Raw genomic sequence first — 12746 nt, 5'->3', positions numbered from 1 at the left:
AGCCTCGAATCACGCCGCGGCGACGTCTTTCAATGCGCCGACGCGTGCTTCTCCTGCTCGGCTGCGCTCGGTTGCGTCACCGCGCTGACGATCACGAACACGATCACGTTCACCGCGAGCGCAAGGAAGCCGATGTTGACGTCCTTCAGCGCATCGGGCAGGAACGGCATCAGTTGCCCGACGCTCCAGTGCAGCGTCGTGGTCAGTGTGACCACCGCGACACCCGCGACGATGCCGCAGAACGCGCCTTGTCTGGTCGCGCGGTTGTGCGGGAACAGGCTGCAGAGCACGGCCGGGAACAATTGCGTGACGAAGCTGTAGCCCATCAGCAGCAGGGCGACGATGGTTTCGCCGCCGTTCAGCGTGAAGGCGACCGCGACCAGCGCCACGACCGGTACGAGGACGCGCGCGATCACCGCGACCGATGCATCCGACGCGTTGCGGTTCACCATGCCGCGATACACGTCGTTGGCGAGCAGCGTCGACGCCGAGGTCAGGATCATCGAGCCCGGCACCAGCGCGGTCAGGATACCGGCCGCGCCGATCACGCCGACGAACCAAGGATCGAACGTCTGCAGCGACAGGCGGAACAACGACAGGTCGATGTCGGCGCCCTTCAGGCCCGGCACGCGCAGCGTCGCCGCGAAGCCGACGAAGAACACGAACAGCAGGATCAGCTGATAGAGCGGCAGAATCGCGGCATTGCGGCGGAAGATTCGCTCGTCCCTCGCCGTGAAGATCGAACCGAACGTGTGCGGCCACATGAAGAAGCCGAGCGCGGTCAGCAGCACCGTCGACTGGAACCACACGACGCTCGAACCGCGCGCCGGGAAGGTCAGGAAGCCGGGACGGGCGGCGTCGATCGTGCGGAACATCTCGCCGAAGCCGCCGTAGTAATGCAGCGGCAGATAGATGCCGAGGAACAGCACGATCGCGAGAATCAGCAGATCCTTGGCCACCGAGTTCCAGGCGGAGCCGCGCACGCCCGACACGATCACGTAAGAGGTCACGACGATCGCGCCGATCCAGATCGCCGCGGTCGACGAGATCGCACCGTACGACGCGGTCGCGACGATGATGCCGAGGCCCTTCAATTGCAGCACCAGGTACGGGATCAGCGCGGCCACCCCGACCAGCGCGACCAGCGTGCCGAGCGCCGGGCTCTCGTATTTGCGCGTCAAGAAGTGCGGCTGCGAGACCAGGCGGTGCGTCTTCGCGTAGCGCCAGATCGGCGGCAGCATCCAGTACGACAGGATGTACGCGAGCGTGCCGTACGCGAGGATGTAGTAGACCGGCGCCCCCTTGCCGTACGCGAAGCCGCTGCCGCCGAGGAACGTGAAGGTCGTATAGATTTCGCCGGCCATCAGCAGGAACACGAACGCGGTGCCGAAGCTGCGGCCGCCCACGCTCCACTGTTCGAGGCTCATGTCGTGGCCGCGCCTTGCGCGCACGCCGAGGAACAGCGCGAATAGCGTAACGGCGGCGATGATGACGAGTGCGCTCATGGGCGAACCTCCTCGCCATTGGCGGCGACGTGTCGGTTGGACGGATCGAGGTTGTAGATGATCGCCATGATGATCGCGCTCAACACCACCCACATGACGATCCAGGCCAGCACGAACGGCATGCCGAGCACGATCGGCTCGACGCGATTGACAAACGAAACGCCGACCAGGATGCCGACGAACGGCAACGCGGCAAGTACACGAAGCAGCATGTGGACAACTCCTCGAACCAGTAGGGATGTGTCGTTGAAATTCCGGCTTCGCTGAGGACTGTATGCCGGATACTTCGGTCCCGTAAAGCAGGTCAAAATAAATGTCGGAGTTTCGACCGTTGCGATTGCACCTTTCCAGCCCGGATTGCTGCGGTGCAAAGCGGGACGCGCCGTGGCGCGCAAGGTATCGCGCGGCTTTTTTGCAGGCCGGCTGGCGCGCCGCGATATGATCTGCGAGCATTGCTGCATTTTCCGGACCGGGCGATTCCAACCGGGTTCATGACCGGCAGCGCGCCCAGGCGCGAACTCGCGCGAAGCACACGCAGACAAGCAGACACACGGACACGCACATGGTCGAAAGTCTGATCTCGGACATCATGTTTGGCTTTATCGGCTTAATCAGCATCATCAATCCGTTCAGCGGCGCGTTTGTGTTTCTGGACCGGACCGCGTCGTTGACCCTCGACGAGCGCACCGTACTCGCCCGCAAGATCGCGATCAACGCCGCCGTTGTGCTGCTGGTGGCATTCTTCATCGGCACGCCGATCCTGCATTTCTTTGGTATCTCGATGGAGGCGCTGCGCATCGGCGGCGGGCTCGCGCTTGCCGTGGGCGGCTGGCAAATGCTCAATGCGCCGGACACGCCGGCGGTCGAGCAGACGGACGTCAAGCGCGTCGACGCCGAAACCGCGAAATCGCGCGCGTTCTTTCCTCTGACCGTGCCGCTGACCACTGGGCCCGGCTCGATCGCGACCGCGATCGCGCTGTCGGCGAATCGCACGCACAAGCTGTCGGCGTTCGTGATGTCGGGCATCGCGTCGGTCGCCATCACGTTCGCGGTGGCCGTCTGCGTGTATCTGATCTACAGCCGCGCGACGATCCTCGCGCGCTATCTCGGCGTCGAGGGCACCAAGGTCGCGTTGCGGGTGTCGGCGTTCCTGCTGCTATGCATCGGCGTGCAGATCATTCTGACCGGCGTGTCCGAATTCCTGATTCCGATCGCGACGATGCGCGCGCCGGCGGGCTAGCGCCGCATGCCGGCGCCATGCATGCTGTGGCGGCGGCGCCTCAGGTGGATCGCCTTCCGGTGGTTCGTGCGGAACGTCGACCGGATCGTCCGGGATCGGATCGGGGTCGATGTTCGGCGGCGGCGTGTTCGGCGCGATGTCGGGGTCGACTTCGGGCGGCCTCGGCGTATGCGGATGCAGCGGCAGCGACAGTGACAGCGACTGCATCGAAATTTGCGCGTGGGTCGTCGCGTTGAGGTCGAATGTGCCGATTGCACTGGGCGCTTGCCGGCTCGTGTCAGGTAAATCCATCAGTCCTCTCCACATAGTCTTGATTCAGACGCGCAATGCTCGTGCCGCATGCCGACGGATGTCGTTCGCGTGGAACGTCAATTGCTGGAATGCGGCACGCGCGCCGCATCGCGATGACCGCGCGCGCCGGCTCACAGTGGACATCGCCCACGCAAAGCACAGCACGAGGAGCGCATATGGCGCGACACAAGGCCGACGTTGCCGACGACGACTTCGAGATTTTCGCCAGCTATCACGGAACAGGCGACGGCCGATACATAGGTGGACTGAAGGTTGTGAGGAAAGCGGACAGGCGGATTCTGTTCCCGTTCGAGGGAGCACCGCAGATCGGCCCCTATGCGACCGCCGACGAAGCACGCCGCGCCGCGATTGCGTACGGCCGCCAGCTCGTCGCGGCCGATCGTGCCGCGCCCGAAGGCTGAGCGGGCGCAGCCGGTTTGGCAGTGCTTCCGTGAGAGGCGCGGAGCCCTCAAGGCATACCGCCGAGCGACCGCGAAATCGTGCTGCCGCGCGCGGGATCGTCCAGATGTTCGTCGGGCAGGGTGGGGCGCGCCGACAGCGGCGGATGATCGCGATAGCAGGTGTCGATCGAACCTTCGACAACGCAGTTCTGGAACGCATCGGCGTCGCTCTTTTGCGCGAAGGTGTACAGCGTGCGCTCGACCTGCACCTCGGTATCGGATACGCGAATTGTCGTAATGCTCATGAGATTCTCCTTTCGGGGGCGCCTTTTTTACAAAGCGAACGTGCCGTGCTACTGCCTTCGAGATCGCAATGGCCGTGCCTGTTGCGCTGCGCGCGGACTTCTCCGGCAGGGCTCGAATGTTGCTGTATGAACCAGGTGCCCGTTCGAGATGGCGCGTAATGACGCGGAATCGACGGCAGAAACAAACGAGGAGGGCGCGATGCAAGATCCCCAATCGACCGACACCCCGCAGCAGAGCGCGACGCCGGGCGGCGAGCAGTCCGCGAGGCCAGAGAACCGCACCGCACCCACGCTGTCCGACGAAGTCAAAGCCCGCAACAAGCCGAGCGGCACGCACTACGTCGAGCCGAGTCCGCTCGGCATCGAACCGGTCGTGCAGACCGGCGTGGACAAAGCGACCAATCCGCCACGGTCGAGCGAGCGGCCGCGCCACGGCGCCGAAGTGCCGCTCGGCACCGGCGAGCACGCGGAGCCGCCGGGGGGCGGCGGGCGCGAATCGCATCACAAGCAGCCGGGCGAGCAATGACGCGGCGCGATGCGTGCCAGCCCGCGCCTCGAATCCGTCAACATCCAACCGGAGAAAGCGCATGCAACCGGACAATCCAACCGAATCGATGAACCCCGGCGACGAAGCGCCGCCCAACACGCCGGGCGCTGGCGAGGACCTGTGCGCCGCCTGCCACGGCACGGGCAAGGTCGAGGGCGCTCGCTGCGCAGTGTGCGGCGGCACGGGCAAGGTGCTGCAGGGCATCGGCGGAGGCTAGCCGGCTGCTCGTCCGCAGGTTCGCGGCAACCGCATCACAAGCCAGGAGCAACCATGTTCAATGAGTCCAGGCACGGCTTCGACGCCGCGCAGACCGAATACGAAGCGTTCATGCTGGAGCCGCATGATTGGGTGCCGAACAACAGCAAGCTGCCGGTGGTGCTGTACCGGCGCGCGCTGTCGCCCCGCAGCGGCAATCTGGCCGCCGGGTTCGAAATCCTGTTCGAGCGCAATGCATGGCCGGCGCAGTGGCGCAACAGCATCTTCGACTTCCATCACTTTCACGCGACCGCGCACGAGGTGCTCGGCGTGACCGACGCGAGCGCCGAGGTGATCGTCGGCGGGCCGGGCGGACGCGTGGTGACGGTGCGTGCGGGCGACGTGCTGCTGTTGCCGGCCGGCACCGGCCATTGTCTGCAATCGTTCGAGCGGCATTTTCAGGTGGTGGCGGGCTATCCGTTGGGGCAGCAATGGGACATTCGCCGCGAAGCCCTGACGCCGCAGGAACTCACCGAGATGCTGGCGTTGCCGTTTCCGCCGCTCGATCCGATCGACGGCAAGCATGGTCCGGTCGTCGAGCTTTGGCTGCAGTCGGCCTGAACTTCGTCGTTCGCGAAGCAAACCGACCTGCGGCGGCGTGGCGTGCAGGGTGGCGCGGTTAGGCGCATCATCTGTGGGCTTCGCCGCGATTTCCCCGCGCGCTTTCGGCGGTGACGCTGGCACGTGTGCGGTTCCACGTGCGGCTTCGCGTCCTTATCGACATGCCCGGACGCGCGCGATTCCATGTCGACACGATGCGCCGATCCGTCCGCGCGCTCCGCGGCGCGCGTCGGCCGTCTGCCGAATTGCCGAATAAGGAGCGTCCCATGCAAAACGATTCCGCCCTCGATCAGTTGTGCATCAACACGATCCGCACGCTGTCGATGGACGCCGTGCAGAAAGCCAATTCCGGCCACCCCGGCACGCCGATGGCGCTCGCGCCGGTCGCCTATCACCTGTGGCAACACCATCTGCGTTACGACCCTGACGAGCCGCTGTGGCCGAATCGCGACCGCTTCGTGCTGTCGGCCGGACATGCGTCGATGCTGCTTTATTCGCTGCTGCATCTGGCCAACGTGAAAGCCGTCGACGAACACGGCAAGCCGACCGGCAGGCCGGCCGTGTCGCTCGACGACATCGAGCATTTCCGCCAGATCGACAGCAATACGCCGGGCCACCCCGAGTACCGGATGACGACCGGCGTCGAGACCACCACGGGACCGCTTGGACAAGGGCTCGGCAATAGCGTCGGCATGGCGATGGCCGCGCGCTGGTACGAGAGCCACTTCAATCGCGCGGACGCGTCGTTGTTCGACTACCGCGTGTACGCGATTTGCGGCGACGGCGACATGATGGAAGGCATCTCGCACGAAGCGGCCTCGCTCGCGGGCCATCTGAAGCTGTCGAACCTCATCTGGATTTACGACAGCAACCGCGTGACGATCGAAGGCCATACGGACCTCGCGTATAGCGACGATGTGGCAAGCCGCTTTCACGGCTACAACTGGCACACGTTGCACGTCGGCGATGCGAACGACACCGCCGCGCTGGAAAAGGCGCTGGTCGAAGCGAAGAGCGTGACCGACCGGCCGACGCTGATCGTGGTCCACAGCATCATCGGTTGGGGGGCGCCGCACAAGCAGGACACCGCGTCCGCGCATGGCGAAGCGCTCGGCGTCGAGGAAGTCGCGCTGGCCAAGAAGTTCTACGGCTGGCCCGAGGACAAGTTCTTCTACGTGCCCGAGGGCGTGCACGAGCGCTTCGCGCAGGGCATCGGCGCGCGCGGCAAGGCGGCGCGCGAACAATGGCAGGCGAAGTTCGACAGCTACAAAAAGCAGTATGCGGAACTCGCGCGCGAATTCGCGCAGATCGAGGCGCACGAATTGCCGCAGGGCTGGGACAGCGACATCCCGAGCTTCAACGCGGACCCGAAGGGCATCGCGACACGCGAATCGTCGGGCAAGGTGCTCAATGCGATTGCCGCGCGTGTGCCGTGGATGATCGGCGGCGCGGCGGACCTGTCGCCGTCGACGAAAACCAACCTGAAGTTCGAAGGCGCCGGCAGCTTCCAGGCGGATAACTATGCCGGCCGCAATCTGCACTTCGGCATTCGCGAGCATGCGATGGGCGCGGTGGTCAACGGTCTTGCGCTATCGAATCTGCGCGCGTACGGCTCGACGTTCCTGATCTTCAGCGACTACATGAAGCCGCCGATCCGCCTGTCCGCGATCATGGAAGTGCCGTCCATCTATGTGTTCACGCACGATTCGATCGGCCTCGGCGAAGACGGTCCGACGCATCAACCGATCGAGCAGCTCGCGTCGTTGCGCGGCGTGCCCGGCCTCACGGTGCTGCGTCCCGGCGACGCGAACGAAGCGGCCGAGGCATGGCGTGTCGCGCTGACGCAGCCGCATCGGCCGGCGTGCATCGTCGTGTCGCGCCAGCCGCTGCCGACGCTCGACCGGAGCCGCTATGCGTCCGCGAGCGGCGTCAGGCACGGTGCGTATGTGCTCGCCGATGCGCCCGCTGGCAAGAAGCCCGAGGTGATCCTGATGGCGACCGGCAGCGAGCTATCGATCTGCGCCGACGTGTACGAGAAGCTGAAGAGCGAGGGCATCGCGGCGCGCGTCGTGTCGATGCCTTCGTGGGACATCTTCGAGCGCGAGGACAGCGCGTATCAGGAGTCGGTGCTGCCCGCGGACGTCGAGGCGCGCGTCGCGGTCGAGCAGGCTGCGTCGCTCGGCTGGGATCGGTATACAGGACGGTTCGGTGCGCAGGTCGTCATGCATACGTTCGGCGCGTCGGCGCCGATCGCGGATCTGAAGAAGAAATTCGGTTTCACGCCGGGAGCCGTGTATCAGGCGGCGAAGCAGCAGATCGAGCGGGTGAGGAAGGGGAAGGGTACTTGAGCGTGCGGCGCTCGTCGACGTCGTGAACGCTTGATGCGAAAAGCGGTGGGCCGGCGGGATCTCTATCCGTTTCGATCAGGCTCGCGGCCACGGTTTGCGGCCGCTTGCCGGCCTACTCGGTCGCGAGGCCTGACGCCTCGCCACGCCATGAAAGGAGACTTCAAATGGCCGAGATCAATAAGGAAGACGTTGTTGCGGTGCTGAACCAGATTCTCGAATCCGAGTTGGCCGGCGTCGTCCGATATACGCACTATTCGTTCCTTGTTTTCGGATTCGGACGCATTCCGATCAGGTCGTGGTTGCGCGCGCAGGCCGATGAATCGTTGTTGCACGCACAGCAGGCCGGCGAATGGATCACGACTCTGGGCGCCTATCCGTCCCTTGCGATCGGTCCTCTGCTCGACTCGCACACCTTCGATATCTCTTCGATCCTCCGCGAGTCGCTGCAAGCCGAGAATCTTGCGTTGCAGTTGTATCGCGACCTGCTGGCGCTCGTCGAGGACCGCTCGGTTGCACTCGAGGAGTTCGCCCGTCAGATGATCCACGTCGAGGAGATGCACGCGGGCGAAGTCGACAAGATGCTGCGCCGCCCTGGGGAAATGACGACGTCGGAGGACAGCTAGTGCTGATGCCGATGATGGATATCGGGGAAATGCGCGTGCGAATGTGTAATAGGCAGATGCACGTGGGGGTGCGTGTGCGGCTCCTCACCGGCATAAGGAAAATCATGCGCGTGCTGGTGGTGCTCGTCATGGAGATGCCGGTGCGCGTGTTGAAGAAACTCATGGCTGTGCTCATGCTCATGCCGCTCGCGCACGTGTAGCCAGATGCCCAGCGCCATCAGGGCGGCGGCAATCCAGAAAGACAGATCGGGTAGCGCGGGCCATATGATCAGCGAAAGCATGACACCGAAAAGCGGCGCGACGGAAAAGTACGCGCCTGTACGCGCCGTACCGAGATGGCGAAGTGCAACAACGAACAGCACGAGGCTGATACCGTAACCGCCAAGCCCGGTCAGCATCGCTGCCGCCATGGTTCCTGCTGACGGAAGCGAAGCGCCCGCCGCGATCGCAATGCCGAGATTCACGGGACCGGCCACCATCCCTTTGAGACACGCGATCACCATCGCGTCGTTCGCCGAGACCTTGCGCGTCAGGTTGTTGTCGATTGCCCAGCACAGACACGCGCCGACGATCAGTAACGCACCCACCGGCACGCCTGACTGTCCCGGATGCCACGACAGAAGCACGCCGCCCGCAACGATCGCCACCATCCCGAGAAAAACCTGAATGTCGACATTTTCCTGGAAGACCACCCAGGCAATCACTGCGGTCAACACACCCTCAAGGTTGAGCAATAACGAACTCGTTGCCGCTGATGTGGTGGACAGGCCCAGCATCAGCAATGCGGGGCCGGCGACGCCACCCATCGCGATCGCCCCGATCAGCCAAGGCAACTCGTCTTTGGTGATGCGGTGGTCCGCGGCGGACTGAAGCCCGCGCGATCGGAAGGCACGCCACGCGATGCCGACGCCAAGCCCCAGGCCGCTACCGAGATAAAACAGTCCCGCGAGCATGAAGGGGCTGACAGAGCCGAGCAGCGCCTTGGCCAACGGTGTCGCGGCGCCGAACAGCGCCGCAGCGATTAAGGCGGTGAATATCGCGCCGTATCCTGATCTCACAACTCCAACCTCTTGTCCGCAGCAGAAGGGACAGATTACAGACCATCGCTGGGGTGACGGACGAAATTCGCCGAGCGCAGCAAAGAGTTAACTTGTAGACGGATTGTCACCGATGTAGCCAATACTCCTGAATGAAGTGGCCGAGGCAGTGTGGAAACGCGCGCTCAGTGCGGGGTTGGGAAAAGCCGACCCTTCAGACCGCGCCGTATGGCCTGGCAGCAACTTGCCAAGGGTAAAGCGACACCCGAAAACTGAGTACTTTTGCGTTTTCACACAGTCCATCTCGACCCATCTCTGCCGTTCGATCAAGGACACAAACAACGGCCGGTTTGGATACTGGAACGGCCGTTAGCTGACGTGGCCTTTTGCACCGTTGCTCTGGTCGCGGCAGTGCTTACTGCTGAATGGTTTTATCGTCACACCCCATGCTGCGGGAACGTTGCAGCGACGCAATTTCGCGCAGCATTGGCAAGCGATCGAACAAGCAAAAGGCCCTGACTACGCCGTTCCGCACCGCGATGCCTACCAGCTGTAGCGCACGCCGAGATCTCCGACGACGCCGTTACGGCGGACGTTGCTGTCTCCACTCACGGCAAACTGATAGCCGAACTGGCCGTACAGGCTCAAACGCTCCTTGATCTTCACGGTGACACCGCCGGCGAGCTCCACGCGCGTGGCCTGCACGTTCAGTGGCACCGGGTCGGTGCCGAAGGCCGTGCTCGCCTGCGCGCCCCAGTCCCGCCACAGGTTCGCCCGCACGTACGGCTGCCATACGGCACCGTTGCTGCCCTCGATGGTCCACCGCCCTCGCAGGCCGAGCCGCCCGGTGGCGCCCGAAGTCGAGCCCAGCGCAACACGCCCCAGGCCGTCGTTCTCATCGCTGAACGATACGTGCTGCCAGATGATCTGCGCCTGCGGCTCGAGCACGAAGCCAGGCCCTAGCGGCAACGGCACCGGATAGCCCCCTTCAAGCGAGGTCACAAAGCCCGAGCCGCGCAGCGGCAGGCTGGCGTACTGCGTACCCGCGTTGCCGTCGTAGTACGTGCCCTGCAGCACCGCATCGAGATACCAGCCGCTCGGGCCGTAATGCGTCCAGTAGCCACCGCCCGAATACGCATTCAGGTGCATCGAACCGGTGTGCTCAAGGACGTAGCCGGTGGCCGCCGCGTTGGTGACGAGACCGTCGACGTCGACATTGCCATAACCATAGGCGAAGTACACGCCGGCGGTGTCGCGATGGCCCGGCCAGATGCTGCCGCGCCACAGGTCGATGCCAGTCTGCAGCCCCCCGACCCAACCGCTCGCACGTGGATCGGCGAACGCCTGATAGTGGTTATCGACCTGCTGACCGAACACACGGCCCCAGGCGGACTGCGCCCAGCCTGAACCGTCCGTGCCGCCACCGGCGGCCGTAAGCGTGTCGCCGATGCGCTCATGCAGCGTGCCGAGCATCGTCAGGCCCATCTGGCGCGCGATGGGCTGGACGACGCCGTAGGTCGCGAGCTCCGGTCCAATGATGGGCCACACGCCCGACGGTGAAGGTTGAGGCGGCGGTTCGGTGCCGACGTTCTCCTCCGGCCCCGGCGGTTGAGGTGGGCCAGGTGGCGGTGGCACGATGAAGGACGACCGCAGGAACCAGCTGGTGGGGTCCGTACCGTTGCGGCCCCCCGGGTACAGGCGATAATCGAACAGGCCCGCGCGCAGCTCCGGGTTATCAAGGTCAAAGACACCGGGTGTCGCCGCGGTTGCTTGCTGCACTACGAGGATGCCGTTGCCCGGGGTCGACGCGCCCGGTCCACCGACATTGTTGACGAAAATACTCGTGGTGCCTGAGGCCGAGCCAGTAATCAACTTATCGGACGCAGAGCCGTCGCCGCCAAGAAAACTGTTGAGCACGAGGTGGCCGCTACTACCGGAGTAGCTACCGTTGACGGTCAGCGTCGTGGCTGGACTGGATTCACCCGCAATTGCCGGGAGCACGACCGTGCCCGCGTTCGAAAGGCTGGGGAGCGTCTGGTTGAAGCTTTGCAGGGCGAGCGTTCCGCCAGGATTGACCACGGTCGCGGAATTCGGACTGAAGACATCGACCGCGCCCGCTGCAAGCGTGCCGCCCGTCACCGTAGTCACACCGCTGTAACTGTTGGCTGCATTCGTAATGAACGTGCCGCTGCCGATCTTGGTCAGCCCGCCCGCGCCGGTGAAGGCCGAGGTGGTATCGGTGGCGACCGTGAAGCCTTGACTGTCGATGCTCAGGCCGCCCGCCATGATGTTGAGTTCTGTGCCGGAAAAGGCAGTGAGGAAGCCTGAATTGCTCGTCAGCGCACGCAAGGTGCCGTCGTTGAAATTAAGCTGTGCATTGCCCTTCTGGACGCTGGTGCATCCCTGCTGGCCGATGCGAACCGGATCGCAACCGGCTGTCAGGAACGTCGTCGCCAGTGTGCCGCCGCCATTCACATTGACGGTGCCCGTGCTGTTGGCCAGAACTGCGACGTCCATTCCGCCGTTGGCCGTAGTCAGTCCGCCATTGATGATGTTCAGAGTGCCCACCCCCGCCCAGCCGACACTGATCTGAGGGCCGCTGGTATAAGTGGCTCCGCCGCCAGTGCCGTTTACCGACACCGTACCCACGGAGTTGGAAAGCCAGCCGATCTGATCGGCTGGCAAAGGGGCCCCCCGTGATATTGAGCGCTCCGCCGCTGGTGATCGCGATGAAGCCCGTGCCGCCGGTGGTGTCGGGCGGCCCGTTGACGCCGGAACCAACGCGCAGAAATGGTGCGTTGACGGTCCCGCTGTTCTCGATGGTGAGATTGCCCATCCCCCCGTTCTGACCGAGCTCCAGATTGCTGGCGTTGGCCGGCGAACTCGTAAAAGTCGACCCCGGACCGGTCACGATCACCGTGGCCATGTTTCCGGCACCCACGCCCCATATGTTTCTGGCGACGGACCCGGTGTTGGATGTGACGCTTGCGCCGCCTTCGATGGTAAGACTGCCGTTTGTGCCGTTGCCGACGCCAACGGCCGCGGGCACCTGGACGGGGCCCGTGATGGTCGAGGTAGACGGCAATTGCGCCGTGGGGGTCACGTTGCCCGTGGTCGTTATTGACTGTGCACGAGCGAGATCGGCAGCGCCGGTAGCGCCCAGGGCAGCCAGAAGAGGGAAAACTACAAGCCGGAACGTTGTTAGAGCGCTTTTCGGTGCGCCTTCGTCTGACGCGTCGGGGTTTGCCATCCCCACCCGCATTATCTTAGCCGGGTGATACAGGAAGTTGCCGAAGGCAGACGGCGGTGCGCCTGACCTGAATGCCTGGCTGCCCAATGTGGTCGGACGCTGAAATGGAAATGATTGGTTCGGCGACGCTGCTGCGGCAATCGGACCGCGTTGCATGAGTTGGCGGAACTTGCCGTGCCAGCAATCTGCATAGGGCCTGGTCATTGGGACCGTGACGCTGTGCTCGGTCAGCGATGGCCAGGATTGCGCCGCTTTCGTGCATCCCTCTATCTGCATTGCGTGCCCCCTCTAGGCCGTGTTCACATTTAAAAGCGGCCCAAACGAGCAGGCAAGGGACGCGAACACGAGATAGCTGTCAGCGAGCTTGTCATACCGGGTGGAGA

12 protein-coding genes and 2 pseudogenes are annotated in these 12746 nt (G+C 64.1%); 7 read left to right on the top strand and 7 right to left on the bottom strand.

The window, feature by feature from the left end:
- Positions 1–29 precede the first annotated feature (29 nt).
- A complete protein-coding gene (locus HDG39_RS25685; protein ID WP_184009724.1) occupies positions 30–1505 on the bottom strand; it encodes a sodium:solute symporter family protein in 1476 nt (491 codons plus the stop codon).
- The gene (locus tag HDG39_RS25680) at positions 1502–1717 is read right to left on the bottom strand and encodes a DUF3311 domain-containing protein (protein WP_184009722.1); all 216 of its coding nucleotides are present in this window, start codon (positions 1715–1717) and stop codon (positions 1502–1504) included. Before HDG39_RS25680 ends, HDG39_RS25685 begins: the two co-directional genes overlap by 4 nt.
- 350 nt (positions 1718–2067) lie before the next feature.
- Here HDG39_RS25680 and HDG39_RS25675 point away from each other — a divergent pair, with 350 nt between their 5' ends.
- Both HDG39_RS25675 and HDG39_RS25670 read left to right on the top strand, forming a co-directional pair.
- Positions 2068–2745 carry a MarC family protein gene (locus tag HDG39_RS25675; protein WP_184009720.1) on the top strand — a complete coding sequence of 226 codons (678 nt, stop codon included), beginning with the start codon at positions 2068–2070 and terminating at the stop codon, positions 2743–2745.
- Between the two features lie 467 nt (positions 2746–3212).
- Complete coding sequence (locus HDG39_RS25670; RefSeq protein ID WP_184009718.1) at positions 3213–3458, top strand: DUF6723 family protein; 246 nt, start codon at positions 3213–3215, stop codon at positions 3456–3458.
- A gap of 47 nt (positions 3459–3505) precedes the next feature.
- On the opposite strand, the gene HDG39_RS25665 is transcribed toward HDG39_RS25670, so the two are convergent.
- Positions 3506–3742 carry a hypothetical protein gene (locus HDG39_RS25665; RefSeq protein ID WP_184009716.1) on the bottom strand — a complete coding sequence of 79 codons (237 nt, stop codon included), beginning with the start codon at positions 3740–3742 and terminating at the stop codon, positions 3506–3508.
- A gap of 199 nt (positions 3743–3941) precedes the next feature.
- Here HDG39_RS25665 and HDG39_RS25660 point away from each other — a divergent pair, with 199 nt between their 5' ends.
- The 5 genes from HDG39_RS25660 (at position 3942) to HDG39_RS25640 (ending at position 8076) form a co-directional block, all read left to right on the top strand.
- Positions 3942–4268: a hypothetical protein gene (locus HDG39_RS25660; RefSeq protein WP_184009714.1), complete on the top strand. Its 327-nt coding sequence runs from the start codon at positions 3942–3944 to the stop codon at positions 4266–4268.
- A 61-nt stretch (positions 4269–4329) separates the two neighbouring features.
- Complete coding sequence (locus tag HDG39_RS25655) at positions 4330–4506, top strand: hypothetical protein (RefSeq protein WP_018425189.1); 177 nt, start codon at positions 4330–4332, stop codon at positions 4504–4506.
- Between the two features lie 53 nt (positions 4507–4559).
- Positions 4560–5105: a cupin gene (locus HDG39_RS25650; RefSeq protein WP_018425188.1), complete on the top strand. Its 546-nt coding sequence runs from the start codon at positions 4560–4562 to the stop codon at positions 5103–5105.
- Between the two features lie 266 nt (positions 5106–5371).
- Positions 5372–7453, top strand: a complete 2082-nt coding sequence (gene tkt, locus HDG39_RS25645) for a transketolase (RefSeq protein WP_184009712.1) — start codon at positions 5372–5374, stop codon at positions 7451–7453.
- A 164-nt stretch (positions 7454–7617) separates the two neighbouring features.
- A complete protein-coding gene (locus HDG39_RS25640) occupies positions 7618–8076 on the top strand; it encodes a ferritin-like domain-containing protein (protein WP_184009710.1) in 459 nt (152 codons plus the stop codon).
- Here HDG39_RS25640 and HDG39_RS25635 read toward each other — a convergent pair.
- From HDG39_RS25635 to HDG39_RS25625, 4 genes and pseudogenes are all read right to left on the bottom strand, one after another.
- Positions 8073–9134, bottom strand: coding sequence for a DMT family transporter (locus tag HDG39_RS25635; protein WP_184009708.1), 1062 nt, complete (start codon positions 9132–9134; stop codon positions 8073–8075). The two genes, HDG39_RS25640 and HDG39_RS25635, sit on opposite strands and share 4 nt — an antisense overlap.
- Before the next feature lie 522 nt (positions 9135–9656).
- The gene (locus tag HDG39_RS25630) at positions 9657–11798 is read right to left on the bottom strand and encodes an autotransporter family protein (RefSeq protein WP_260328257.1); all 2142 of its coding nucleotides are present in this window, start codon (positions 11796–11798) and stop codon (positions 9657–9659) included.
- Positions 11799–11967: 169 nt separating this feature from the next.
- Positions 11968–12039, bottom strand: a pseudogene (locus HDG39_RS35910) (hypothetical protein); the annotation flags it as partial.
- Positions 12040–12651: 612 nt separating this feature from the next.
- A pseudogene (locus HDG39_RS25625) lies at positions 12652–12746 on the bottom strand (IS5/IS1182 family transposase); the annotation flags it as partial.

Origin of the sequence: Paraburkholderia lebeckiae (assembly GCF_014201005.1) — a bacterium.
GTDB classification, from domain to species: Bacteria; Pseudomonadota; Gammaproteobacteria; order Burkholderiales; family Burkholderiaceae; genus Paraburkholderia; species Paraburkholderia tuberum.
This window is presented reverse-complemented; position numbering and strand designations above follow the sequence as displayed.

Bases quoted from the DNA above. Each gene is read 5' to 3' on its own strand.
- HDG39_RS25660 (WP_184009714.1), top strand. From the start codon at position 3,942: ATGCAAGATCCCCAATCGACCGACACCCCGCAGCAGAGCGCGACGCCG.
- HDG39_RS25640 (WP_184009710.1), top strand. From the start codon at position 7,618: ATGGCCGAGATCAATAAGGAAGACGTTGTTGCGGTGCTGAACCAGATT.
- HDG39_RS25685 (WP_184009724.1), bottom strand. From the start codon at position 1,505: ATGAGCGCACTCGTCATCATCGCCGCCGTTACGCTATTCGCGCTGTTC.
- HDG39_RS25675 (WP_184009720.1), top strand. From the start codon at position 2,068: ATGGTCGAAAGTCTGATCTCGGACATCATGTTTGGCTTTATCGGCTTA.
- tkt (WP_184009712.1), top strand. From the start codon at position 5,372: ATGCAAAACGATTCCGCCCTCGATCAGTTGTGCATCAACACGATCCGC.
- HDG39_RS25670 (WP_184009718.1), top strand. From the start codon at position 3,213: ATGGCGCGACACAAGGCCGACGTTGCCGACGACGACTTCGAGATTTTC.
- HDG39_RS25665 (WP_184009716.1), bottom strand. From the start codon at position 3,742: ATGAGCATTACGACAATTCGCGTATCCGATACCGAGGTGCAGGTCGAG.
- HDG39_RS25650 (WP_018425188.1), top strand. From the start codon at position 4,560: ATGTTCAATGAGTCCAGGCACGGCTTCGACGCCGCGCAGACCGAATAC.
- HDG39_RS25680 (WP_184009722.1), bottom strand. From the start codon at position 1,717: ATGCTGCTTCGTGTACTTGCCGCGTTGCCGTTCGTCGGCATCCTGGTC.
- HDG39_RS25655 (WP_018425189.1), top strand. From the start codon at position 4,330: ATGCAACCGGACAATCCAACCGAATCGATGAACCCCGGCGACGAAGCG.